17 protein-coding genes are annotated in these 24,450 nt (G+C 59.0%); 8 read left to right on the forward strand and 9 right to left on the reverse strand.

Features of this window, described 5'->3' with window-relative positions; all coding sequences use genetic code 11:
* The first annotated feature begins 215 nt into the window (after positions 1-215).
* Both aceE and aceF read left to right on the forward strand, forming a co-directional pair.
* Positions 216-2,873 (forward strand): pyruvate dehydrogenase (acetyl-transferring), homodimeric type, encoded by a 2,658-nt coding sequence (aceE, locus tag G3M63_RS19260; protein ID WP_150299566.1) that lies wholly within the window; start codon positions 216-218, stop codon positions 2,871-2,873.
* An 11-nt stretch (positions 2,874-2,884) separates the two neighbouring features.
* Positions 2,885-4,591, forward strand: a complete 1,707-nt coding sequence (gene aceF / locus G3M63_RS19265; protein ID WP_150299565.1) for a dihydrolipoyllysine-residue acetyltransferase — start codon at positions 2,885-2,887, stop codon at positions 4,589-4,591.
* Positions 4,592-4,761: 170 nt separating this feature from the next.
* On the opposite strand, the gene G3M63_RS19270 is transcribed toward aceF, so the two are convergent.
* From G3M63_RS19270 to rluD, 4 genes are all read right to left on the reverse strand, one after another.
* Positions 4,762-5,394 (reverse strand): transposase, encoded by a 633-nt coding sequence (locus G3M63_RS19270; protein ID WP_150299564.1) that lies wholly within the window; start codon positions 5,392-5,394, stop codon positions 4,762-4,764.
* A gap of 262 nt (positions 5,395-5,656) precedes the next feature.
* Positions 5,657-8,224 (reverse strand): ATP-dependent chaperone ClpB, encoded by a 2,568-nt coding sequence (clpB, locus tag G3M63_RS19275; protein ID WP_163984126.1) that lies wholly within the window; start codon positions 8,222-8,224, stop codon positions 5,657-5,659.
* Between the two features lie 137 nt (positions 8,225-8,361).
* Positions 8,362-9,087, reverse strand: a complete 726-nt coding sequence (gene pgeF / locus G3M63_RS19280; RefSeq protein ID WP_163984127.1) for a peptidoglycan editing factor PgeF — start codon at positions 9,085-9,087, stop codon at positions 8,362-8,364.
* Positions 9,088-10,047 (reverse strand): 23S rRNA pseudouridine(1911/1915/1917) synthase RluD, encoded by a 960-nt coding sequence (rluD, locus tag G3M63_RS19285; RefSeq protein ID WP_163984128.1) that lies wholly within the window; start codon positions 10,045-10,047, stop codon positions 9,088-9,090.
* 197 nt (positions 10,048-10,244) lie between these two features.
* On the opposite strand from rluD, the gene G3M63_RS19290 reads away from it, so the two are divergent.
* The 4 genes from G3M63_RS19290 to G3M63_RS19305 all read left to right on the forward strand — a co-directional run bounded on the left by G3M63_RS19290 (position 10,245) and on the right by G3M63_RS19305 (position 14,721).
* Positions 10,245-11,240, forward strand: coding sequence for an outer membrane protein assembly factor BamD (locus G3M63_RS19290; RefSeq protein ID WP_150299560.1), 996 nt, complete (start codon positions 10,245-10,247; stop codon positions 11,238-11,240).
* Between the two features lie 219 nt (positions 11,241-11,459).
* Complete coding sequence (locus tag G3M63_RS19295; RefSeq protein WP_163984129.1) at positions 11,460-11,696, forward strand: PP0621 family protein; 237 nt, start codon at positions 11,460-11,462, stop codon at positions 11,694-11,696.
* Positions 11,697-11,747: 51 nt separating this feature from the next.
* Positions 11,748-13,322 carry a PAS domain-containing sensor histidine kinase gene (locus G3M63_RS19300; RefSeq protein ID WP_150299558.1) on the forward strand — a complete coding sequence of 525 codons (1,575 nt, stop codon included), beginning with the start codon at positions 11,748-11,750 and terminating at the stop codon, positions 13,320-13,322.
* A gap of 52 nt (positions 13,323-13,374) precedes the next feature.
* Positions 13,375-14,721: a sigma-54 dependent transcriptional regulator gene (locus G3M63_RS19305; protein ID WP_150299557.1), complete on the forward strand. Its 1,347-nt coding sequence runs from the start codon at positions 13,375-13,377 to the stop codon at positions 14,719-14,721.
* 3 nt (positions 14,722-14,724) lie between these two features.
* Here G3M63_RS19305 and thiO read toward each other — a convergent pair whose 3' ends face one another.
* Complete coding sequence (gene thiO / locus G3M63_RS19310) at positions 14,725-15,828, reverse strand: glycine oxidase ThiO (RefSeq protein ID WP_150299556.1); 1,104 nt, start codon at positions 15,826-15,828, stop codon at positions 14,725-14,727.
* Positions 15,829-16,029: 201 nt separating this feature from the next.
* Here thiO and mqo point away from each other — a divergent pair, with 201 nt between their 5' ends.
* A complete protein-coding gene (gene mqo, locus G3M63_RS19315) occupies positions 16,030-17,532 on the forward strand; it encodes a malate dehydrogenase (quinone) (RefSeq protein WP_150299555.1) in 1,503 nt (500 codons plus the stop codon).
* Here mqo and G3M63_RS19320 read toward each other — a convergent pair.
* Both G3M63_RS19320 and G3M63_RS19325 read right to left on the reverse strand, forming a co-directional pair.
* A complete protein-coding gene (locus G3M63_RS19320) occupies positions 17,508-18,569 on the reverse strand; it encodes a M48 family metallopeptidase (RefSeq protein ID WP_163984130.1) in 1,062 nt (353 codons plus the stop codon). The two genes, mqo and G3M63_RS19320, sit on opposite strands and share 25 nt — an antisense overlap.
* A gap of 269 nt (positions 18,570-18,838) precedes the next feature.
* Complete coding sequence (locus G3M63_RS19325; RefSeq protein WP_150299553.1) at positions 18,839-20,200, reverse strand: YjgN family protein; 1,362 nt, start codon at positions 20,198-20,200, stop codon at positions 18,839-18,841.
* Between the two features lie 134 nt (positions 20,201-20,334).
* Here G3M63_RS19325 and G3M63_RS19330 point away from each other — a divergent pair, with 134 nt between their 5' ends.
* Positions 20,335-22,254 (forward strand): acyltransferase family protein, encoded by a 1,920-nt coding sequence (locus G3M63_RS19330; protein WP_163984131.1) that lies wholly within the window; start codon positions 20,335-20,337, stop codon positions 22,252-22,254.
* A 30-nt stretch (positions 22,255-22,284) separates the two neighbouring features.
* On the opposite strand, the gene G3M63_RS19335 is transcribed toward G3M63_RS19330, so the two are convergent.
* Both G3M63_RS19335 and glyA read right to left on the reverse strand, forming a co-directional pair.
* On the reverse strand, positions 22,285-22,827 hold the full coding sequence (locus G3M63_RS19335; RefSeq protein ID WP_163984132.1) for a hypothetical protein: 543 nt from the start codon (positions 22,825-22,827) through the stop codon (positions 22,285-22,287).
* Positions 22,828-23,181: 354 nt separating this feature from the next.
* The gene (gene glyA, locus G3M63_RS19340; protein ID WP_150299550.1) at positions 23,182-24,438 is read right to left on the reverse strand and encodes a serine hydroxymethyltransferase; all 1,257 of its coding nucleotides are present in this window, start codon (positions 24,436-24,438) and stop codon (positions 23,182-23,184) included.
* Positions 24,439-24,450 lie beyond the last annotated feature (12 nt).

Genomic DNA, 24,450 nt, shown 5'->3' on the forward strand with positions numbered 1-24,450 from the left:
ACTATTCAGGCAGCTTGACACGTGCAGCCCAGAGGGAAAAGTCCCCATTGAATTGGAGCCGCACCGCCTGTAGTTTCACTACAAAAATATTCTCTGCGAGCTGGAATGGCTCCCGTTTTTGTAGTAAAACTACAAACACAACACCAACACCGCATCAGCCGGCAAGGGGCCAACCGCTCATACGGCTGATTGGGCCCACAAGGTCTGGAGACAATATGAAGCCGCAAGACATCGATCCCCTCGAAACCCAGGAATGGCTTGACTCGCTGGAATCCGTTCTGGATGCCGAAGGCGAAGACCGCGCGCACTACCTGATTACGCGCATGGAAGAATTGGCTACCCGCAGCGGCACGCTGCTGCCCTATTCGATCACTACGCCCTACCGCAACACCATCCCGGTTACCCACGAAGCGCGTATGCCCGGCGACCTGTTCATGGAACGGCGCATCCGTTCGATGGTGCGCTGGAACGCGCTTGCAATGGTCATGCGGACCAACCAGCAGGATCCCGATCTCGGCGGCCATATTTCCACTTTCGCCTCCAGCGCCACGCTCTACGACATTGGTTTCAACTATTTCTTCAAGGCCCCGACCGATGAACACGGCGGCGACCTGGTGTTTTTCCAAGGCCACGCGTCGCCAGGCGTCTACGCACGCGCCTATCTCGAGGGCCGCATCAGCGAGGACCAGCTTGACAATTTCCGTCAGGAAGTAGACGGCAATGGATTGTCTTCCTATCCGCACCCCTGGTTGATGCCCGATTTCTGGCAATTCCCCACGGTATCCATGGGTCTCGGGCCGATTCAGGCGATCTATCAGGCGCGCTTCATGAAGTACTTGGAGCACCGCGGATTCATCGAGCCGGGCAAGCAGAAGGTCTGGTGTTTCCTCGGTGACGGCGAGACCGACGAGCCCGAATCCCTGGGCGCGATCTCCCTGGCTGGCCGTGAAAAGCTCGACAACCTGATCTTCGTGGTCAACTGCAACTTGCAGCGTCTGGACGGCCCGGTGCGTGGCAACGGCAAGATCATCCAGGAGCTGGAGGGCAACTTCCGCGGCGCCGACTGGAACGTGATCAAGGTTATCTGGGGGCGTTTGTGGGATCCGCTGTTTGCCAAGGATGAAGACGGCCTGCTGCAACAGCGTATGGATGAAGCAGTCGATGGCGATTATCAGAACTACAAGGCCAACGACGGGGCCTATGTCCGCGAGCACTTCTTCGGCGCGCGTCCGGAGCTGGAGGAAATGGTCAAGGACCTTTCGGATGACCAGGTGTGGAAACTCAACCGTGGCGGTCATGATCCCTACAAGGTGTATGCCGCGTATCACGCTGCGGTCAACCACACTGGCCAACCGAGCGTCATTCTAGCCAAGACCATCAAGGGCTACGGTACCGGCGCTGGCCAGGGGCAGAATACCGCGCACAACACCAAAAAAGTCGATGTTGAAAGTCTCAAGACCTTCCGCGATCGCTTCGATATTCCGGTCAACGACGAAGATCTCGAGAAACTGCCCTTTTACAAGCCGGAAGAAGGCAGCGCCGAGTACAAATACCTGCATTCGCGCCGCGAAGCGCTCGGCGGCTACATGCCCACGCGCCGGGCGGAAAGCTTCAAGGTGCCGGTGCCGCCTCTGGAAACGCTCAAGTCAATACTTGACGGCAGCGGTGACCGCGAGATCTCCACCACCATGGCCTTCGTCCGCGTGCTGTCGCAACTGGTGAAAGACAAGGAGCTGGGGCAACGTATCGTCCCCATCGTGCCGGATGAAGCACGCACCTTCGGTATGGAGGGCATGTTCCGCCAGCTGGGGATCTACTCCTCGGTCGGTCAGCTGTACGAGCCTGTCGACAAGAATCAGGTGATGTTCTACCGCGAGGACAAGCAGGGTCAGATCCTTGAGGAAGGCATCACCGAAGCCGGCGCGATGTCGAGCTGGATTGCGGCAGGTACCGCCTATAGCACCTATAACCAGCCGATGCTGCCGTTCTACATCTTTTACTCGATGTTCGGCTTCCAGCGCATCGGTGATCTGGCCTGGGCTGCGGGCGACAGCCGCACCAAGGGCTTCCTCATTGGGGGCACCGCCGGGCGTACCACGCTCAACGGCGAGGGCCTGCAGCACGAAGATGGCCACAGCCACATCCTGGCTTCAACCGTACCCAACTGCCGCAGCTACGATCCGAGCTATGGCTACGAGCTGGCGGTGATCATTCGCGAGGGTGCACGGCGAATGATGGAGGAGCAGGAGAACGTCTACTACTACCTCACGGTCATGAACGAGGCCTATACGCAGCCAGCGCTGCCCGAAGGCGAGCACATCCAGGAAGGGATCATGCGTGGCATGTACCTGCTGGAGGAAGCCAAGCAACCGGGCGAGCTACACGTCCAGCTGATGGGCAGCGGCACTATTCTGCGTGAAGTACGCGAAGCAGCGAAGATTCTGCAGGAGCAATACGGCGTCAGCGCCGATATCTGGAGCGCCACCAGCTTCAACGAGCTGCGCCGTGACGGCCTGGACGTGGAGCGCTGGAACCGCCTCCACCCTGACCAGGAACCGCGTACCAGCTTTGTCGAACAGAATCTGGCCGGCCGCAAGGGACCGATCATTGCGGCCACCGATTACATGAAGCTCTACGCAGAGCAGATCCGCCAATGGGTGCCGGGTCCATTCAAGGTGCTCGGCACGGACGGCTTTGGTCGCAGCGACACCCGGCGCAAGCTGCGCTATTTCTTCGAGGTGGACCGCAACTGGGTCGCCTACAGCGCGCTCACCGCGCTGGTGGAGTCCGGCGCACTGGAACGCAAGGTACTGGGCGAGGCGCTCAAGTCCCTGGGTATCGATTCCGACAAGACCAACCCACTGGACTGCTGAGGAGCGATGCCATGAGTGAAGTCATCAAAGTACCAGGCATCGGCGATGCCGAAGGTGAAGTCATCGAAATTCTGGTCAAGGAAGGCGACACGATTGAACCGGAGCAGAGCCTGATCACTCTGGAGTCCGACAAGGCCAGCATGGAAGTCCCGTCGCCAAAGGGCGGCGTGGTGAAGTCCATAAAGGTGAAACTGGGCGACCAGCTGAAGGAAGGTGACGACCTGATTGAGCTGGAGTCAGCCGAGGCTGAATCAGACCAGGCAGAGACCCAGCCCGACGATTCGCAAGATACCAGTGACGGTCAGCCGGTCGACGAAGCGGAAGAAGCGGCTGCGCCTGAGAAGGAAACCGGGCAGGAAGTCGTAGACAAATCCGCCGCCCCGCCCAGCGAATCAGTCAAGGAAGTACAGGTGCCCGATATTGGCGATGGCAAGGCCAAGATCATCGAGATCATGGTCAGCCCGGGCGACTCCGTGGAGGCCGAACAATCCTTGCTGGTCCTGGAATCAGACAAGGCCAGCATGGAAATCCCGGCGCCCTTCGCCGGCGTGATTGAATCCATCGAAGCCAAGCTGGATCAGGACGTGCAGACCGGCGACCTGATCCTGCATATGCGGGTGAAAGGCGAATCTGACAGCGCGCCTGGTACGGCCGCATCTGCCGATAGCAAGCAAGCCTCGCCAAAAGCCGATGCGCAGGGGAAAGACCAGAAGAGCCAGGCCGAGCCGAAAGCGCCGGCAGCCAACGCAGAGAAGGACAAAGCCGTTCCGCCTCCAGTCGGACGGCCTAGCCGCGAGGGCACCAAGGTCCACGCCGGCCCGGCCGTGCGCAAGCTGGCGCGTGAGTTTGGTGTCGATCTGACAGACGTCAGTGGCAGCGGCCCCCACGACCGTATCCTCAAGGAAGATGTCCAGACCCACGTGCAAGGCATCTTGAAACAGGGCAAGCAAGGGGGTGCTAGCCAGGGCTCGGTTGGCGGAGCGGGCATCCCGCCGGTACCGGACATCGACTTCAGCCGTTTCGGCGAGGTTGAAATCAAGGATATGACACGCCTGCAGCAGATTGGCGCGACCAATATCCACCGCAGCTGGCTCAACGTGCCCCACGTTACGCAGTTCGATCAGGCGGATATCAGCGAGCTCGAAACCTTCCGCAAGGATCAAAAGACCGCAGCGGAAAAGGCCGGCGTCAAGCTGACAATCCTGCCGTTCCTGCTCAAAGCCTGTGCGCATCTGCTTCGCGAACAGCCGAACTTCAACGTATCGTTGATGCCCGGCGGCAAACAGCTGGCGCACAAGCAGTACGTGCACATCGGTTTCGCGGTGGATACACCGGACGGCCTGATGGTTCCGGTCATCCGTGATGTGGACAAGAAGAGCCTGCTGCAACTGGCCGCCGAAGCGGCGGAGCTGGCTGAAAAGGCGCGGACCAAGAAGCTCGGTGCCGATGGCATGCAGGGCGCGTGCTTCACCATCTCCAGCCTTGGCCATATCGGCGGCACCTACTTCACCCCAATCGTGAACGCGCCAGAAGTCGCCATCCTCGGTGTGAGCCGTGCAGCCACCCAACCGGTCTGGGACGGCAGCACCTTCCAGCCCCGGCTGATGCTGCCTCTATCACTATCCTACGACCACCGCGCCATCAACGGCGCAGCCGCCGCGCAGTTCACCAAGCGGTTGGGTGAACTGCTGGGAGATATACGGTCAATGTTGTTGTAATAGGCAGGATGTAGAACTGCATCCTGCCAAGATGTCATCCGACAATCTTGGCGGGATGAACCCGCCCTCGATCAAACACGGGACGATGGAATCGAGTTCCATCTCGACAACGTACGCGCGGCGGCAACCCCGCGGCCGGGATGGAACCCGGCCCTCCATAGATCGCCTGATCACCACACACCGAGACTTGTCGCAGCATCATTTCTTGCCGCACCTGCGCTCGACCACGCCCACTCCTCAGCGTAATCACATAGTTTCGCTTTCACCGGATTGTGATGAATATAGTGCACCGAGGCTTCGAGATGCGCCTGGGTGCGGACGTAACGATCCCAGTATCCACGCATCCAGAAACCGCGATCTGGGAGTTGCAAGTGCAATGTTGTGGCATTCTGGAGAGCCCAGCGGGCTGTATATGTCTTCCAGCCTTGAACGATCCGAGGCAGCGAATACGTTGGCTTGATCAGAACGTGAACATGATTAGGCATGATGCACCACGCAATGAGCTGATAACGCTTGCCGGCATAGAACTGCAAAGCCTGTCGCAGCGTTGCTGCCATCGATGGGTGAGTCAGTACGCAACATCCATGGCCACGGTCCAGATGCAATTCTATCTGCGCCCGAGCCGCATAAGAATGTTCAACTTCGGGAAGCCGTTTTAACTCGCTCTTCAATGATTTGAGCACAGCTGCAGGGAGACTGTCGGCGAGTCTGAAAGTTATAAACTGAATAACATCGGGTGAATCGAAGTGAGGAAGCTTGCGAGACGTATACCAACCCCGATGGTCGTCGCTGCGGGCGGTCATATGCGGCAATCCTTGCTTGGCACGGAGACCGATAGTAACAATCACGTAAATTCGGAGAAGGAAGCAGCTCGCAAAACTAGAGTTCAGAACAAAGTACCGAGCCCCTCGATTCAATCTGTCCCGCGAAATCCATCGGCCGGAGTGGAACTCTTTCGACAACCAGCGCAGGAATTAAGGAATGTCGAGTTCCATCTCGACAACGCGACTTGCGGCAACTCCAGCGGCCGGGATGGAACCCGGCCGCTGGAGGCAGCATTGCGCATCACCCCGTGAACACAAACTCCTCGTTCTCAACCTTCGCCTTGATCACCGTACCCGGCTCGAAATCCCCAGCCAGGATGCGTTGCGCCAGCGGATTTTCGATCCAGCGCTGGATTGCGCGCTTGAGCGGCCGGGCGCCGTAGACCGGGTCGTAGCCGACAGCGATGAGTTTTTCCAATGCTTCATCGGTCAGCTCCAGCTGCAGCTCGCGCTCGGCCAGCCGTTGGCTCAGACGGCTCATCTGGATGGTGGCGATGCCGGCGATCTGGTCCCTTCCGAGCGGCTCGAACACCACCACTTCATCGATCCGGTTGATGAACTCCGGACGGAAGTGCTGCCCGATAGCATCCATCACTGCCGCCTGTTGCGCCTCGTGGTCACCGACCAGCTCCTGGATCTGCGCTGAGCCCAGGTTCGAGGTCATGACGATCACAGTGTTGCGGAAGTCGACGGTGCGGCCCTGGCTATCGGTCAGGCGACCATCTTCCAGTACCTGCAGCAACACGTTGAACACATCCGGGTGCGCCTTTTCCACCTCATCCAGCAGGATGACCGAGTAAGGCTTGCGCCGCACGGCTTCGGTCAGATAACCGCCTTCTTCATAACCGACATAGCCCGGAGGTGCACCGATCAGACGAGCTACGGAGTGCTTCTCCATGAACTCGGACATGTCGATGCGCACCATGGCGTCTTCGGTATCGAACAGAAACTCCGCCAGCGCCTTGCATAGCTCGGTTTTACCCACACCAGTCGGCCCGAGGAACATGAAGGAGCCGCTCGGCCGGTTCGGGTCTGCCAGGCCTGCGCGAGAGCGGCGCACGGCGTTGGAGACCGCGACCACCGCTTCATGCTGACCGATCACCCGTTTGTGCAACGCATCTTCCATACGCAGCAGCTTGTCGCGCTCGCCTTCGAGCATCTTGCTCACCGGAATACCGGTCCACTTGGATACGACCTCGGCAATCTCCTCGTCGGTGACCTTGTTGCGCAGCAGCTGGTTCTCGGTCTTGCCATGCTGGTCAGCCATCTGCTGGCTGCGTTCAAGATCCGGAATGATGCCGTACTGCAGCTCGGCCATCTTGTTCAGATCGCCTCTACGCCGGGCATTTTCCAGCTCCTGCTTGGCCTGCTCGATCTTCTCCTGGATCTGCGCGGTGCCCTGCACGTCCGCTTTTTCCGCCTTCCAGATCTCTTCCAGGTCGGAATATTCCCGTTCGACCTTGACGATTTCTTCCTTGAGCTTCTCCAATCGCTTCAGCGCCGCTTCGTCGTCCTCTTTCTTCAGCGCCTCGCGTTCCACCTTGAGCTGAATCAGGCGACGTTCGAGGCGATCGAGCGCCTCGGGCTTGGAGTCGATCTCCATGCGGATGCGGCTGGCAGCCTCGTCGATCAGGTCGATGGCCTTGTCCGGCAATTGCCGATCGGTGATGTAGCGGTGGCTCAACTTGGCTGCGGCGATGATTGCCCCATCGGTAATCGCAACCTTGTGATGCACTTCGTAGCGCTCTTTCAGGCCGCGCAGGATGGCGATGGTGTCTTCCTCGCTGGGTTCATCCACCAACACCTTCTGGAAGCGACGCTCAAGCGCAGCATCCTTCTCGATGTACTTACGATACTCGTCCAGCGTGGTGGCACCGACACAGTGCAGCTCGCCTCGCGCCAACGCAGGTTTGAGCATATTGCCCGCATCCATCGAACCTTCAGCCTTGCCAGCGCCGACCATGGTATGCAGCTCATCGATGAACAGGATGACCCGCCCTTCCTGCTTGCCCAGTTCGCTGAGCACGGCCTTGAGGCGTTCCTCGAACTCACCGCGGAATTTCGCGCCAGCAATCAGTGAGCCCATATCAAGCGACAGCAAGCGCTTGTGCTTCAGGCCATCCGGCACTTCGCCATTGATAATGCGCTGTGCCAGCCCCTCGACAATAGCGGTCTTGCCGACGCCGGGCTCACCGATCAGCACCGGGTTGTTCTTGGTGCGACGCTGCAATACCTGGACGGTACGGCGGATTTCATCATCGCGGCCGATCACCGGATCGAGCTTGCCTTCCTCGGCGCGCCTGGTCATGTCGACGGTGTATTTATCCAGCGCCTGGCGCGACTCTTCAACATTCGGATCATTCACTGACTCGCCGCCGCGAAGATGCTCAATGGCATTCTCCAGAGCCTGTTTGGACACGCCCTGGCTGGTGAGGATCTTGCCCAGCGCGGTGTTGGGTTCCATCGCAGCAAGCAGCACCAGTTCACTGGAAATGAACTGGTCGCCCTTCTTCTGCGCCAGGCGGTCGGCCTGATTGAACAGCCGCGCAAGTTCCTGGGACAGATTGATGTCACCGGTGGGATTGCTGATAGTAGGCAGCTTATCCAACGCGGCGCCCAGGTCGCTGCGCAGCTTGTTCACGTCAAAGCCGACCTGGCGCAACAGTGGCGCAATAGAGCCCTGCTGTTGCTCAAGCATGGCGAGTAACAGGTGCAATGGGTCAATCTGATTGTGATCACGCCCTACAGCCAACGATTGCGCGTCAGCCAGGGCCATCTGCAGTTTGCTGGTAAAGCGATCAATACGCATCTTGTATGTCCTGTCTATTGAACCGAGCGTTTGCCGGTTAAACCAATTTGATTGGAGTATAGATAGGGACGATTGTCAGCCTTTCAAGGCTTCAGGCATTGATCAGGGTCAAAATTTTGTCGCTTTGTCCTGCCCGATCAGCCCAGCCAGATGAGCGACGCGAAGCGGCCAGTCTCGCCGTCGCGGCGATAGGAATAGAAACGCAGCGGGTCATTTACGGTGCAGAGACCACCCCCATAAACCGCTGTCACGCCCGCCGCTTGCAGGCGTAACCGCGCGAGGTGATAGATGTCCGCCATGAAACGTCCAGCGTTGCGGGAAGGCACGAACGCGGCGGCAGCAGCAGGAATGTCCGAAACGAATAGGTCCCGCACCTCCGCTCCCACTTCGAATGAAGCCGGCCCTATCGCCGGGCCAAGCCAAACCAGCAGCTGGTCCGGCGGCGTCTGCAGGGCCTGAATCGTTGACTCCAATACACCGCCGGCCAGCCCGCGCCAGCCGGCGTGGGCAGCCGCTACGCGTGAGCCGGCCCGGTCACAGAACAGTACGGGCAAACAATCGGCCGTCATGATGGTGCAGGCGATGCCCGGTTGGTCGGTCCAGCTGGCATCGGCATTTTGCACCGTGCCGGGTTGGGCTTTAATGGTCAGCCGGCTGTGCGTCTGCTTCAGCCACACCGGCTCGCAACCCAGCTCGGCAGCCAGCCGCGCACGGTTTGCCGCGACATGTTCGGGGTCATCCCCGACGTGATCGCCAAGATTGAAACTCTGCCAGGGCGGCCGATTGATGCCGCCCTCACGGGTCGTGATACAGGTACGCACCCGTTTCGGTGCGGGCCATTCGGCCTGCAACCAGGACTGCATTCAGTCCTCCATCTCGCCGTCTTCACGGAGCAAGCTGAGCAACTCAACCATGTCGGCAGGCAAGGGCGCCTCCCATCTCATCGTGCGGCCATCATCCGGATGCACCAGCTCAAGGCGCCGGGCATGCAATGCCTGCCGTGGGAATTCGCGCAGCATCCTGATCAGTTCAGGCGAGGCTCCCGGCGGGATACGCAAGCGACCGCCGTAGGTCTGGTCGCCGATGAGAGGAAAACGCAAATGACTCATGTGTACGCGTATCTGGTGCGTCCTACCGGTCTCGAGCTTGACCTTCACATGGGTGTGCGCACGGAACCGGCTGATTACCCGGTAATGGCTGACTGCCTGTTTGCCGCCTGCCATTACTGCCATCTTCTGGCGATTGGTACCGTGCCGGGCGATGGGCTCATCGACCTTGCCGCCGGCGGTCATGACCCCGACCACCACGCATTCATATTCACGGGTGACGCTACGGGCCTGGAGCTGCAGGACCAGATCGGTCTGGGCTTCGAGCGTTTTGGCCACCACCATCAACCCGGTAGTGTCCTTGTCCAGGCGGTGCACAATGCCGGCGCGCGGCACCTTGGCCAACTCAGGAGCATGATGCAACAAGGCGTTGAGCAGAGTGCCGTCCTGGTGACCTGCCGCAGGATGCACAACCAGGCCGGCGGGCTTGTTGATGACCAGGATGGCATGGTCTTCATAGACGATTTCAAGATCGATGGCTTCGGCTTTCCAGTCACCCTGATCCTCAAGTTCGGCTTCGAGTTCCAGCTTCTCACCGCCATACAGGGTGTCGCGCGGGCGCAGTGTACGACCATCGACGGTCAGGCTGCCGTCCTTGATCCAGCCTTGCAGACGGGACCTGGAATAATCTGAAAACAACTGTGCGGCCACCTGGTCGAGGCGTTGCCCGCCATTTTCAGCAGCAACCTGAGCGGACAAGCGAATACGATCGGACATTAAGGACTCACTGGAACGCGCTGGAGTGCCGAAAGGCGGAGATGTAATCCCCTTTGGTTTTCGGCTCAGCGCTGTGGTTAAATACGGCTTCTTTTCCTGGCACGCACCGGCTGTCCGGGGTGCTGGCAAACAATGACCAACTATAACAGGACGCCTGTTCAGGCAACAGCTTGCGCTCGTCCATCCGGATCTCAAATATGTCAATGAAACACCTCGTGCTGGTCGGCTTGTTCGCTTTGATAGCCGCCTGTTCGTCAAACAACAAAACGCTTGACGAGGCTCTCAGCGAGTCGGAACTCTACGCCATGGTCCAGCAGGATCTGGATGCCAACAACTACGGGCCAGCGATCGAGAAGCTCCGGGCCCTGGAATCACGCTACCCGTTTGGCCGTTACGCACAGCAAGCGCAGCTCGAGCTGATTTACGCGTACTACAAGAATCTGGAGCCGGACGCGACCAAGACTGCCGCCGACCGTTTCATCCGTCTGCATCCGCAGCACCCTGATGTCGACTATGCCTACTACATGCGTGGCATGGCGTCCTTCGACCGCGACCGGGGCATGTTCGAGCGCTTCCTGCCACTGGACATGACCCGTCGTGATCCAGGCGCCGCGCGCGATTCATTCAATGAATTCGCCCAGCTGGTCAGCCGTTATCCCAACAGCCGCTATGCTGAGGACGCTCGCCGTCGCATGGTCTATCTGCGCAACCTGCTGGCGGCCTACGATATCCATGTCGGTCACTACTATCTCAAGCGCGAGGCTTTTGTTGCCGCTGCCAACCGTGGCCGCTATGTTGTCGAAAACTTTCAGCAGACCCCATCAGTCGCTGACGGACTGGCAATCATGGTAGAAGCCTATCGCCGCCTGGCGCTGACCGAGCTCGCAGACAGGGCGCTGCTCACGCTGCGGACCAATTACCCGGAGCATCCAAGTCTGGAAGACGGCGAATTTGTGCACCACGTCGAGCCCGCGCAGCCTGATTCCGGCTGGATTGAATCGGCTACTGTCGGCGTTCTCGACAAGCTGCTGACGCCGCCGTCTCAGTCCGGAACCACACAGGCCGAGCGTGAAATGCAGCAACAATATCAGGAAGCCCTGGCCTCGCTGCCCCGCGATATCCGCGCCCCGGTAGAAGAACAGGACGAGAAGCGCTCATTCTGGAGCCGCATCACCTTCGGTCTGTTTGACTGACATAAATCGGCGCGTCCGCACAAGGCGCGCCGTTTCTGCTTGATTGCTCCCCGCCCCGCCCTGCCCTCTCGCAGCTGCACGTAGCCCAGACTGATGTTCGACGCGTCCAGTGCAATCGCCTGACGCACTCCTCTCTCTGCGGTCAATTTCAGGAACCTATGGTCTGATGACCGCTTGCGATACACTGGCCGCTTGTTATTTCCACTGACAGGACCGGGAATGGGGCTGATCAAATTAGTAATTCTGCTGGTGCTCGCGTACGTTGCACTGACCTTCTGGCGGCGTTTGAAAGCACAGCAGGCGAACAAGGCGCGTTCTGCCGCCACACCTGACACACCAACCCTGATGGTGCGCTGCTCACGCTGCAAGGTGTACCTGCCCCAGACACAGGCGTTGCACGAGGGAGAACGCTGGTACTGCTGCAAGAATCACCTGGAAGCCGACCACAATGGTTAGGTTTGGCCAAGCGCGACGCCGGCTCGACTCGAAGGTATCGGAACAGACACTATGATGCCTGAGTCGCAACGGCCCTGGATCCTGCGGATCTATAACATCTACCGCGTGATCCTGGGCTTCTGCCTGGCGATTCTCACCAACGCCGCGCTTCGTGACGGCCTGCTCGATCTGGACAACCCGAGCCTCTACGAAACTGCCAGCTGGGTCTATCTGTTCGTCAACGTGCTGATTGCCTTGATGCTGCACGAAGGCCGCCGCGAGAGGTATCTTTTCGTACTGGCGGTCCTCGACATCTTCATGCTCGGCATTCTGTTCTACGCAGCAGGCGGGGTAAGTAGCGGTTTTGGCAACCTGCTGATCATCCCGGTGGCCACCGGCAATATTCTCCTGCACGGCCGAATCGGCTTGTTGCTCGCCTCCCTCGCCAGCCTGGTGGTGATCTACCTTACGTTTTTCCTCAGCCTGTCGCATCCGGCTGCCAGTCAGAGTTATCTGCAGGTCGGGGTTCTGGGCTGCATCTTTTTTGCCGTGGCGCTGTTTGTGCAGCGGCTCAGCCGCCAGCTGCAGCAATCGGAATCGTTGGCCCAGCAACAGGCCGTCAGTCTCGCCTCGCTGGAAAAACTCAATCAGTTGATCATTCAGCGCATGCGCACCGGCATCATCGTGGTCGGTCCGCAGCAGAAGGTTCTCCAGGCCAACGAAGCGTCGGCGCAGATGCTTGGCAAACCCATCATCCGCGAAATGGAGCTGGAACAGCTGGCGCCTGACCTGGCGCAGCGGCTTCAGCAATGGCGCAATTACCCTTCGATTCGCACCCTGCCTTTTCGCAACCATCGCGGCGGTGTGGAAATCATGGCCAACTTCAAACCGCTGGCTCAGGAAAGTGACGAAACCGTGCTGGTTTTCCTGGATGACAACACTCAGGTCGCCCAACAAGCCCAGCAGCTCAAACTGGCCTCCCTGGGACGCCTTACCGCCAGCATCGCCCATGAAATACGCAACCCGCTGGGCGCGATCAGCCACGCCGCGCAGTTGCTGCGCGAGTCAAGCCAGGTCAACGAGCAGGACCAGCGGCTGAGCGACATCATTCAGCAGCATTCCAAGCGCATGAACAAAGTCATCGAAACGGTGCTCGAGTTATCCCGCCGTCGCCCCAGCGAACCCCAGCTGGTGGACCTGCGACTCTGGACCGAGCAATTCATTGAGGATTTCAAGCACGTCACGCTGGCGACTGATACGGTGGAGTTCGAAGCAGAGGAGCAAGAGCTACTGACCCGTATCGATCCCAACCAGCTCAACCAGGTGTTGAACAACCTCTGCCAGAACGCCCTGCGCTACAGCGGCACCGCAGGGAGCCAGCGCACCATCTGGCTCAAGCTGTATCAAAACCGCGACACCGAGCTGCCGGTGCTTGAGGTTCTGGATCACGGACCAGGAATCGATGACGAGCATGTACAGCACGTATTCGAACCTTTCTACACTACGGAAGCATCGGGCACCGGTCTGGGGCTGTATATCTCGCGTGAACTCTGTGAGAGCAACCAGGCCAGACTGGAATATGAACGACTCGAGCCACGGGGAAGTTGTATGCGCATCACCTTCGCACATCCAAAACGGCTGATATGATGACTGGACGTCAGATGGTTTTTAACAACAACGCATGGAGTGCATGGATCGCATGAACAATCCGTTGGTACTGATCATTGACGATGAGCCGGATATCCTCGAACTGCTCGACATGACGCTCAAGCGGATGGAGGTGCGTACCCGGAGCGCGACCACCCTCACCCAGGCGCTTGACCTGCTGGCCGAGCACAGCTTCGATCTCTGTTTGACGGATATGCGTCTGCCGGATGGCGATGGCATGTCTGTGGTGCGTTACATTCAGCAGCACGCGCCCGATACGCCCGTCGCCATGATCACTGCCTACGGCAGCCTGGACACTGCTATCACAGCACTGAAAGCCGGTGCCTTCGATTTCCTGACCAAACCGGTTGACCTCAAGCGCCTACGGGATCTGGTTACCAGCGCCCTGCGCCTGCGCGAACCCGTGACAAGCGCAGCAAATAACGCACCCGCCGATCCTATACTCGGTTCATCGCCACCCATTCTGAAGCTGCGCAAGCAGATCGCCAAACTGGCACGCAGTCAGGCGCCGCTGTATATCAGCGGTGAGTCAGGCAGCGGCAAGGAATTGGTCGCACGTCGCATTCATGCGCTGGGGCCACGCGCTGCACAACCCTTTATTCCTGTGAACTGCGGCGCCATCCCATCCGAGTTGATGGAGAGCGAATTCTTCGGCCATCGCAAAGGCAGCTTCAGTGGCGCCGTCGCCGACAAGCCAGGCCTTTTCCAGGCGGCCAAAGGCGGCACGCTGTTTCTTGACGAAGTCGCCGACCTGCCAATCGCCATGCAAGTCAAACTGCTGCGTGCGATTCAGGAAAAAGCCGTACGGCCGGTGGGGACCCAGCAGGAAGAGCCGGTAGACGTGCGCCTGCTCTGCGCAACGCACAAGGATCTGGCAGCGGAGGTGGCCGAGGGGCGATTCCGCCAGGATCTGTTTTATCGCATCAATGTAATCGAGCTCAGCGTGCCCCCGCTACGCGAACGACGTGACGACATTCCCCAGCTTGCCGAACACGTCCTCGTCGGGCTGGCGAAACGAGCCGATATGCCAATCCCGAGACTGACTGCAGAGTGCAAGGAAATGCTCTGCAATTATCGCTTCCCCGGGAACGTCCGCGAGCTGGAGAACATTCTCGAGCGCGCCTTCACGTTATGTGAGGACGACATCATCGATGTGGGCGATATTCATTTGTCCGGGATCCCGAATACCCCATCAGACCAACAGCCGGCACTGAACCAGATCGATTCGCTTGAAGACTTCCTCGATGACATCGAGCGCCAGGCCATCATGCAGGCGCTCGAGGAAACACGCTGGAACAAGACCGCTGCGGCAAAACGCCTTGGACTGACCTTCCGTTCACTGCGCTACCGCCTGAAAAAGCTTGGCCTTGAGGATTGACCCTCAGCTCGCTGCGCTGAGTCGGTCTTCCAGCGAATAAGGTGACGGATCGATTGCGGGGCGGGTGCCGGTCATCAGGTCCGCGAGCAACCGGCAGGAGGCCGGGGCCAGCACCAGACCGTTGCGATAATGCCCGGCATTTATCCATAAACCCGGACGCTCCGACACTTCACCAATATAGGGCACACCTTCAGGTGAGCCCGGACGCAGCCCTGCCCAATGGCCAACCGGCTGTTCATCAGCCAGCTCGGGAAGCATGCGGATCGCTGATTCGCGCAGCGATGAAAAGGCCTGATAAGTTGCCTGCTTGTCATAACCGGCGTGTTCGAGCGTACTGCCAACCAGGATATGCCCGTCGCGCCGGGGTATCGCATAGCGCCCCTGATACAACACCATGGTGGACAGCCAACCCGGCTCGCGCTTGTATAGCAGCATCTCACCCTTGACCGGAGTCACCGGCAGATCCAGACCGACGCCCCCCAGCCAGTCACCAGTCCAGGCACCTGCGGCAAGCACGACCGCACCGGCCTTGTGTTCTCCCGCCACGTGGCGTACGCCGGTTACCCGCCCGTTAACCTCGATCAAGCCAGTCACTTCGGTATTTTCCAACAAAGTGAACGCAGGCTGTTGCGTCAACCAGGCCTTCAGCCCAGTCATCAGTCGCGGGTTACGAACGTTGGCCAGCCCCCCATGCCACAAGGCACCTTGAAAGCCTGAAGCAAGTTGCGGAACCTGCTCATAAACGAAAGCCGACTCCATCAGCTGCAGCGGGCTGTGCTGCTGGGCGGCCCAAGCCAGCGCCTGTTCCTGCTCTTCGTGGTCGAGCCACATCAGGCCACAGGTCGTCACTTCAGGATCAATTCCGGTCTCGGTAGCCAGCTTCGTGCCAAGCTCGGGGTAGTAATGTTGCGACCACTGCGCCAGTGCGCTGATAGCTTCGCTATAGCGCCACGGATAAAGCGGCGACACGATGCCACCGCCGGCCCAGGAAGCTTCACGGCCGGTACTGCCGCGCTCGATCAATGTTACTGACAGTCCGGCATTGATCAGATTCAGAGCTGACAAGCATCCCATCACACCACCGCCGATGATTACCACGTCCTGCATTGCCTTTCCCCGTCATGAAATCGGCAGGCTGACTCCCGCCATAAAGGAGCGCAGCATAAACTACCGATGGCGGGCGGACCATGATCACGGTCAAGTGACATCCGCCCTACCTTGGTCTTGTGTCAAGGCATTTCGTATGTCACCGCCTGTGATAAACCGGTATCATTGGCCCGGATTTTCAAGGTAAGAGGCGACATGTTAATGACAGCAAAAAACGTAGATGTATTGCTGGTCGGTGGTGGTGTCATGAGCGCTACGCTAGGAATGTTGCTCAAACAGCTGGACCCGGATATGACCATTACCCTGGTCGAACGCCTGGACCACGTTGCTCACGAAAGCACGGATGGCTGGAATAACGCTGGAACCGGTCACGCCGGTTACTGTGAGCTGAACTACACGCCCGAAGGACCGGACGGCAACATAACCATAGACCGGGCGCTGAATATCAACGCGTCCTTCGAAGTGACCCTGCAGTTCTGGTCGCATCTGGTCGAACAGGGCATTCTCCCGGCGCCGCGCAAGTTCATCAATCCGACCGCACACCAGAGCTTCGTCTGGGGCGAGAAAGACGTAGCCTTCCTTCGCAAGCGCCAGCAACTGCTGAGCGCCCATCATCTGTTTGCGGACATGCAGTTCAGCGAGTCCCCAGAGCAACTGGCAAGCTGGATGCCGCTGGTGATGGAACAGCGCAAAGCTGGGGAGAAAGTCGCTGGTACGCGGGTCGAATATGGCGCGGACGTCGATTTTGGCTCACTGACCCGCAGCATGATCGCTCACCTTCGCGAGCAAGCAGGATTCGAGCTGCGACTGAACCATTCGGTCAATGCACTGCGCAAAAGCAAGCGCGGGCACTGGCGCGTCGACGTGGAAGACGAGAAAACCGGAGAGGAACTCTCGATCAACGCCAAGTTCGTTTTCCTGGGTGCCGGTGGCGGCTCACTGCCCCTGCTGCAGAAATCCCATATCGACGAGAGCCAGGGTTACGGCGGTTTCCCGGTCAGCGGTCAATGGCTGGTCTGTACCAAGCCGGAAATCGTGCAGCGTCATCACTCCAAGGTCTATGGCAAGGCTCCGGTCGGCGCGCCACCGATGTCCGTCCCGCACCTGGACACGCGTATCATCAACGGCCAGCCTGCGTTGCTGTTCGGGCCTTTCGCCGGGTTCACCACCAAGTTCCTGAAGAAAGGTTCGGTGTTCGACCTGTTCTCCTCGGTCAAGACCTATAACGTCGCACCGATGATGGCTGTGGGCCGCGACAATATGGATCTGACCCGCTACCTGATTGCAGAATCATTCCAGTCCCACAAGGACCGGGTAGAATCGCTACGCAATTTCTTCCCGCTCGCGCGCGAGCAAGACTGGCGGTTGCAGAATGCCGGCATGCGCGTGCAGATCATCAAGAAGGATGCAAAGGGCCACGGCAAGCTGGAATTCGGTACAGAAATCGTCGCTGCGAAGGATGGTACTCTGGCCGCTCTGCTTGGCGCGTCGCCGGGGGCATCGACTGCCGTTCAGGCCATGATCGACGTGTTGCGCCGCTGTTTCAGCGACCGTCTGGAAAGCCCGGAATGGCAAGCCCGCATGAAGGAACTGGTTCCCTCCTACGGGCAATCACTGGTCGAAGACGCCGAGTTGCTCAAGCGCGTTCGCGACCGGACCCTGAACGTACTGCAACTGCGTCAGCCTTCCACAGCGGCGGTCTGATCCAGAAAGCGCTTTATACGTTCCGGCGTTGGCGGATGGGTTGAAAGGAATCCTGACAACCCGTCTGACTGACCGCCCCCCTCCGAAGAGTTGCTGTCGAGTCGCTGCATGATGCTGGCAAAACAGGTCGGCGACAGCTGATTGGCCAGCATGAACTCCAGCGCAAAATCATCCGCCTCGCTTTCCATGTTCCGCGAATAACCCAGATTCGCCAGAACGGCCGGCACACTGGTGGCCAGGTCCGACGCAGCAGACAGGTCCCCGGTAATCGACATGACCAGCCACAGCGCCAGCGAACTCTGCACAATGCCACGCATGGTATCGCGATGAAGAATATGGCCCGCCTCGTGCGCCATGATTGCTATCAGCTCGCAGTCGTCTTCAGCCAAGCGGATCAGCTCGTCAGTGAACACGATGGTGCCGCCAGGCAGTGCCAGCGCATTCGCGCCCAGGTCATCGCTGGAGCGTAATAGCAACTGCAGGCTGTGCTGCGGGTGACTTTCAGTCAGCCGCGCCAGGTAGGGCGCAAACGCGTCATGTACCTGCTGCTGCCTCGCGGGCGCCAGTTCGCTAGGCGCCAACCACATGCCATCCAGCGCAGCCAGCGACTCAGTACCCAGGCGGTTTTCCAGCGCGACCGGCACTCGCTCCGCGATCTGCCGGGACAACCAGGGCACGCCGTAAACGAGACTGCCGGCAACGCAGAGGATGACGACCAAAGCGCTGACTGCGATCAGCCGGTAGCTGGCTTCCAGACGTTGCAACCAACCCTGCGAGCCTTTGATGCCCGCCGCATTGGCCAGCTCCGCCAGCGCATTCTGGTCGGCGGTTTCGAATACCGCGCCGCGCGGCAAATACAGGTAGTAACCCGCACTGCCGACCCGCATACCGAGCCGGAGATCATTGCTGTCAAAGAGATAATCGCCATCCTTGAAGCGCAGGTGCAGCTGGTTGTTCTCCAGCCTGACGCTTGCCGGGCGGCTCTTGCTCGTCCGCCCGTCAAGGTAGGTGCCGGTTAGGGTCTGTTGACGTTTCATCGCGAGCCGCGTTGCTGTGTCAAATGGCGCAAGGCCGGGCGGCGATCCGCAAGGCGCGGGACGCAGGTAATGGTTGTTCCCTTGCCAAGTCCCGCAACGCCGCATGGCGTCATTTGCCGCGCAACCCGAAGGGACGGGACCCGTTTAGCGCAGCACTGCGTTACTCGTCGCTCATTTGGAACAACCAAATTTCACTCCTCGCGCCTTGTTCTGCACCAAACGGGCCTCCGTCGCGACCGCGATGAAACGTCAACAGACCCTTTCCCCGTTCAGATGATGGAGATGCCGACATCGAAAGCCTCCCCAACTTCCTGACCTATCGCACTCGCGCGTCGCTCCTCCCCAGCGATGAATCCATCCAGGTCGCCATGGATCTCAACCGCCGTGCAACTGGCGCGGTACGCGGCCATGCGCACTTTGGCCCAGGGCGTGAAGAATCCGAGGGTGAGCATGATCAACAGACTGTTGGTGACGAATATCCAGACCATCCGACGCTTACCCAGCTGTGATTCGAAACCGTGCATACCGAGTACGGTGGCATTCATTACCATATTGGTCAGGCCCGCCATGAGGTAACCGAACAGTGCCAGATAGCCGATCACTCCGATGGGGATGGCTAGCATTGGGTGCGCCAGCTTGCCGAGCACTGTTGCCAACAGCGCGCAGCCCACCCCGACGGCGATAATGCGCAGGAAGAACACGTAATAGTCGGTGCCTTGCAATTTCAAGCGGAACGGCATGGTGCCAAACAGGCTGTTGTTGACGACATAGCTGTGGGATTTGAACAGGCTATAGGGTGCGGCGATCATCAGCGTCAACAGGGCAAAGATCGGCCACACCAGCAAGGCCATGCAGGCGCCACCGTAGCTGCCCTTGAAGTCAAAACGAATATTGCGGTACGCGCTGTTCACCGCATGAAACTGCAACGAACGCATCACCACCCAAGGCAGCGCCGGAAGAAACAACAATGGCAAGATCAAGGAGCCGATCAGCGACAACTCGGAAATTACAACCCAGACGATTACCGCAACCAGCGCAATCAATCGTCCGCGAAAAATCACCCATGGATCGGCAAGGTACTGAAAGCTGCTGCCATCGATTTGAGTGTGGCCGTAGAAATACTGAAGTGCGCGTACCTTGGCCCAGGGGGCGTAGAAACCCAGGGTCAGTACCATCAGGAACAGATTGACGATCCAGATACCGAAGAATTCGCTACCCTGGCCAGTAAATACCACCGGCTCGCTGCGCCGCGGGGTAGCAGGCTTGAGCTCGGGAACCGGGGGCTCGCGGTGGGTCGGTCCATCGGTTTCGGGACGCTCGCTGACCGGCTCTTCGATTGATACCAGTGATAGCCCCGACTGCGCAGTCGGCTCAGCCTGTGCTGGCTCGCCAGCAGGCGTCGCTTCGGGGAGGATGTCCACCAGCAGGCCGGCGGCTTCTAACCGGCGTTGATAAAGCTGCGCTTGTTCCCTATCGAGCCCCTTTTTGATGGTGGCCGGTTTGCCGGCCAGCAGTGTTTCGATCTGCTCGGGCCGAAAACCGGCCTTGTGCAGATTCGACCGCAGTTGATCCTCGCCCTGCCCCTCTACCAGGCGACCGTTAGAACATACCTTGAAGCGTTCCGTAGACATATAACCATCCGTTGGCTTGATGAAAATCCATTTCAATCCCCTCGCGACCGCATTCGGGCTACACAATCAAACTTTCTGATTACCACTGCAGCGCCTATAATTTCGCGCTTTTCGATTATCTCAGGAAGTTCTTCTTGAAGACCACCCCCACTTACCGCACTGACATCGAAGGGCTGCGTGCGCTGGCCGTGATTCTGGTCATTCTTTACCACTATCAGGTTCCGGGGATCGCAGGCGGTTTCATCGGCGTGGACGTGTTCTTCGTCATATCCGGTTTTGTCATCACCCAGCTTTTGCAACGCGCCCTGAAGAAAGGTTCTTTCCGGTTCAGCGATTTCTACGCCCGACGAATTCGCCGGCTGCTGCCGCTTTTCCTGCTGGTATCCAGCGTCACCTTTGTGATGATCTCACCTTATTACATTGGCGATGCCTACTACATCTTTGCAAAAAGCTGGTTGTCGTCTCTGGCTGGGCTAAGCAACGTCTACTATTTTCACGAGCTGGCGCAGTACTTCGCTCCGGAAACCCGTTCGTTGTCGCTGCTGCATACGTGGTCTCTGGCAGTAGAGGAACAGTTCTATCTGATCTGGCCACCCGTCCTGTATCTGGCCTACCGTTTCGGCAAGAATCGCAACGGTCTCTGGCCCTTCTGTATGGCGCTGATCGCCGCGCTTGGACTGTCGGTGTATCTCGCCAACGCCTACCCGTCTGCGGCGTTCTATTTGCTGCCTGCCCGCCTCTTCGAGTTCATGCTCGGCACCGGTGTCGCCTTGTTCGGCCACCAGTTGCCGGCCCTGAAGCGGCGCAGCGCCGAAATATTCGCCGCGCTCGGCGTCGCCATGATCTGTGCCACGGCCCTGTTGCTTACCTCGCAGGATCACTTCCCGGGGTATAACGCATTGTGGCCGACCCTGGGCACCGCCCTGGTGATATACGCAGGGCTGCATCAGAGCGGCACGCTGACTGCCCGACTGCTGAGCCTGCCCGTTATGGTGTTCCTGGGCGGGATATCCTATTCCCTGTACCTGTGGCATTGGCCACCGGTGGCGCTGATGCATTATCAGCTGATCGAGCTGACCTGGAGTAATCGCTTGCTGCTGATGGCTACCGTGCTGGTGCTGTCGTGGCTGAGCTTCCGCTATGTAGAGAATCGCTACCGCCACCGTCCATGGAGCTTCAGAAAATCCTTTGTCCTCTTCGTCTTTGTGCCGGTGCTGGTGGTCTGGGCTATCCAGACGACTATCCGCCTCGCCGACGACCTGAGTTTCCGCATCCCGGAAGAGCGGCGCGAGCTGTATAACATCATCGCCCAGAATAACGCTGGAGACCTGTATAAGCCCTGCTTCAAGGGCGATCCCGCTGATTTCGATACAAGCGAGGCCTGCATAGTCGGCCGTGAAGCCGCAAACGGCGAGCCCGACGCCATACTGATCGGCGATTCCCACGCCCTCGCCTTGCTGGGTTTTGTCGAGCAGATTGTCGAAGACCGGCACGCGCTGCTGGTGGTAACGGGTGCATCAACGCCCTTTGTGATTCCGGAACATTCCATCGATGCCTTCGCCGACCCGGAAAAGATCCAGCGCAACAGCGCACTGGCGGACTACCTGCAACGGCGACCCATGACAGTATTCGTCAATGCCTGGTGGAATTCCTACCTGCAGAACGGATCGTACCAGCGATATTTTCTGGATACCGCGGCCTGGCTGCACGCTCAGGGGCACCGTGTGATCATGCTTGAAGACGTCCCGGAGCTGCCATCCAGTGCGTATGCCGAATGTCTGTTGAAGAACATGGACGATTGCTCGATAGATGCGACGCAGGTCCGCCAGAGGCAGGCCCGTTTCGAAAGCTTCAAGCAGGCTGTGCAACACCGGTTTCCCGACGTGACCTGGATCGATCCGAAGAAAGCCATCTGCAACGATCAACGTTGCGAAACCGTGCTGGGTGGGATTCCTTTGTACCGGGACGAGCACCATCTCAATCATGTAGGGTCGACCAGGCTTGGCGAACGCTATCTTGAGCTGTTCGGCAATCCCCTGCTGGAGAAGCCCTAGCCGGCCCAGACGCAGGCGTATTTACCCGGCCTATTGTCGCGTAACGTTGAGCTCTGTCCCCTGCTTCGCCAGTTCGTCATAGGCCTGGTCCAGATCAGCCTTGAGCTGCTCGGCGAAGCCTGAGCGTTGAGACAGAACGAACCGCATGGGTAGTTCTATAATCCGCAGCGATGGCAGCGGATCAATGCCCATCTGTGACACCACCGGACCCACCTGGGATCGATAGTGAAGCAGATAGTCGCCGCGGCCACGCAGAAGCATTTTTACCGACCCGGCATGCGAACTGCTGCGATGTATAACCACGTCCAAAGCAGGATCTTCAACGATGCTCAGCAGGTCCCGAGTGTAGAGGTGGTTCATCATCAGAATGAGACGTTTGCCATGCAGCCCCTCCGGCCAGACCGGGGCCGGTTCGCCAGGCCGGTAATACAGGTGAATGCCTACCAGCCCCAACGAGCGATCCGTCTGTAGCGTGAAGTACTCCCCACCGGAGCGCGTGAGGGTACCGGGCCATATATCGACGCTACCATCCTTGAGTCCCCGCCAGATACGCGCCGCCGGTAGGATACGCATGTGATACGGATACCCCGCCGCTCCAACAGTCGTGCTGTAAGCCGCACCGTTTTGCCTACGATTTCACCGTCTGCATTGAGCTCCGCGTAGCCCGGAAAATCCATCAAGGCGACTTCCACCACCGGTCTGGGCTGCACTTCAGGCGGGTTTGAAACCGTTGCATCCGCACCCGCGCTACTTATCCAGCACACCATAAGCATCGCCATGCCGCCGATCATCCCTTTCATCAGCTTTATCTCTCTTCGCCTCACTAATGGCCAAGTGTCATGATGACGATGTATACCTCAGCCGTCACGCATAAAAAACCCCTGTCAGGCAGTGCCTGGCAGGGGTTTTATACCGCAGCGCTTGGGTTCAGTCGGTATACACCGGCAGGCGCTTGCAAATGTCCTTGACCTGTTCACGAACGCGATCAATCACCGACTCATCGCCCATTGCATCAAGAATATCGCTGATCCAGCCAGCCAGCTGACGGCAATCCTCTTCCTTGAAACCGCGCGTGGTGACCGCGGGGGTACCGATGCGCAGCCCTGAGGTGACAAAGGGCGAGCGCGGATCGTTCGGCACCGCGTTCTTGTTAACAGTGATGAACGCACGGCCGAGCGCAGCGTCCGCGTCCTTGCCGGTGATGTCCTGCTTGATCAGCGACAACAGGAACAAGTGATTCTTGGTCCCGCCGGAGATCACGTCAAAACCGCGTCCGATAAAGACTTCCGCCATAGCCTGGGCGTTCTTCACTACCTGTTGCTGGTAGGTCTTGAATTCGTCGCTCATCGCTTCCTTGAAACAGATCGCCTTGGCGGCGATCACGTGCATCAAGGGACCGCCCTGCCCGCCCGGGAACACAGCAGAGTTGAGCTTCTTCTCCAGCGCCTCGTTGGAGCGGGCCAGAATCAGACCGCCACGCGGACCGCGCAGGGTCTTATGCGTCGTAGTGGTCACTACGTCTGCGTAAGGCACCGGGTTCGGATACACCCCGGCAGCCACCAGACCCGCCACATGCGCCATGTCGACGAACAGGTACGCGCCAACCTTGTCGGCAATTTCGCGGAAACGGGGGAAGTCCAGGATCTGTGAGTACGCTGAGAAACCGGCAATGATCATCTTCGGCTTGTGCTCGACGGCCAGCGCTTCCAGCTCGTCATAGTCGATCAGACCAGTATCGGTGTTGATGCCGTACTGCACCGCGTTGTAATGCTTGCCGGAGAAATTCACGCTGGCGCCGTGTGTCAGGTGGCCGCCATGAGCGAGGCTCATGCCCAGCACTGTGTCGCCAGGCGTCAGCAGTGCCTGGAATACCGCGCTGTTGGCCTGGGAGCCGGCGTGCGGCTGGACGTTGGCATAATCAGCGCCAAACAGCTGCTTGGCCCGATCAATGGCTAGCTGTTCCGCGACGTCTACATACTCGCAACCACCGTAGTACCGCTTGCCCGGATACCCTTCGGCGTACTTGTTGGTCAGTACAGAACCTTGCGCCTGCATGACGGCCGGGCTGGTGTAGTTCTCGGATGCGATCAGCTCAATATGCTCTTCCTGACGCTGAGCCTCCTGCTGCATGGCTTCCCAGAGTTCGGCATCGAAGCTGGCGATATCGTTGGAACGGCTAAACATTGTGACGGCCCC

This window comes from Pseudomonas sp. OIL-1, from assembly GCF_010669185.1.
Lineage (GTDB): Bacteria > Pseudomonadota > Gammaproteobacteria > Pseudomonadales > Pseudomonadaceae > Halopseudomonas > Halopseudomonas profundi.

Coding starts and splice junctions, on each gene's coding strand:
- aceE (WP_150299566.1), top strand. CDS start 216: ATGAAGCCGCAAGACATCGATCCCCTCGAAACCCAGGAATGGCTTGAC.
- G3M63_RS19325 (WP_150299553.1), bottom strand. CDS start 20,200: ATGTCTACGGAACGCTTCAAGGTATGTTCTAACGGTCGCCTGGTAGAG.
- G3M63_RS19320 (WP_163984130.1), bottom strand. CDS start 18,569: ATGAAACGTCAACAGACCCTAACCGGCACCTACCTTGACGGGCGGACG.
- thiO (WP_150299556.1), bottom strand. CDS start 15,828: ATGCAGGACGTGGTAATCATCGGCGGTGGTGTGATGGGATGCTTGTCA.
- G3M63_RS19300 (WP_150299558.1), top strand. CDS start 11,748: ATGATGCCTGAGTCGCAACGGCCCTGGATCCTGCGGATCTATAACATC.
- G3M63_RS19270 (WP_150299564.1), bottom strand. CDS start 5,394: ATGACCGCCCGCAGCGACGACCATCGGGGTTGGTATACGTCTCGCAAG.
- rluD (WP_163984128.1), bottom strand. CDS start 10,047: ATGTCCGATCGTATTCGCTTGTCCGCTCAGGTTGCTGCTGAAAATGGC.
- G3M63_RS19305 (WP_150299557.1), top strand. CDS start 13,375: ATGAACAATCCGTTGGTACTGATCATTGACGATGAGCCGGATATCCTC.
- G3M63_RS19290 (WP_150299560.1), top strand. CDS start 10,245: ATGTCAATGAAACACCTCGTGCTGGTCGGCTTGTTCGCTTTGATAGCC.
- mqo (WP_150299555.1), top strand. CDS start 16,030: ATGACAGCAAAAAACGTAGATGTATTGCTGGTCGGTGGTGGTGTCATG.
- pgeF (WP_163984127.1), bottom strand. CDS start 9,087: ATGCAGTCCTGGTTGCAGGCCGAATGGCCCGCACCGAAACGGGTGCGT.
- aceF (WP_150299565.1), top strand. CDS start 2,885: ATGAGTGAAGTCATCAAAGTACCAGGCATCGGCGATGCCGAAGGTGAA.
- G3M63_RS19295 (WP_163984129.1), top strand. CDS start 11,460: ATGGGGCTGATCAAATTAGTAATTCTGCTGGTGCTCGCGTACGTTGCA.
- glyA (WP_150299550.1), bottom strand. CDS start 24,438: ATGTTTAGCCGTTCCAACGATATCGCCAGCTTCGATGCCGAACTCTGG.
- G3M63_RS19335 (WP_163984132.1), bottom strand. CDS start 22,827: ATGCGTATCCTACCGGCGGCGCGTATCTGGCGGGGACTCAAGGATGGT.
- clpB (WP_163984126.1), bottom strand. CDS start 8,224: ATGCGTATTGATCGCTTTACCAGCAAACTGCAGATGGCCCTGGCTGAC.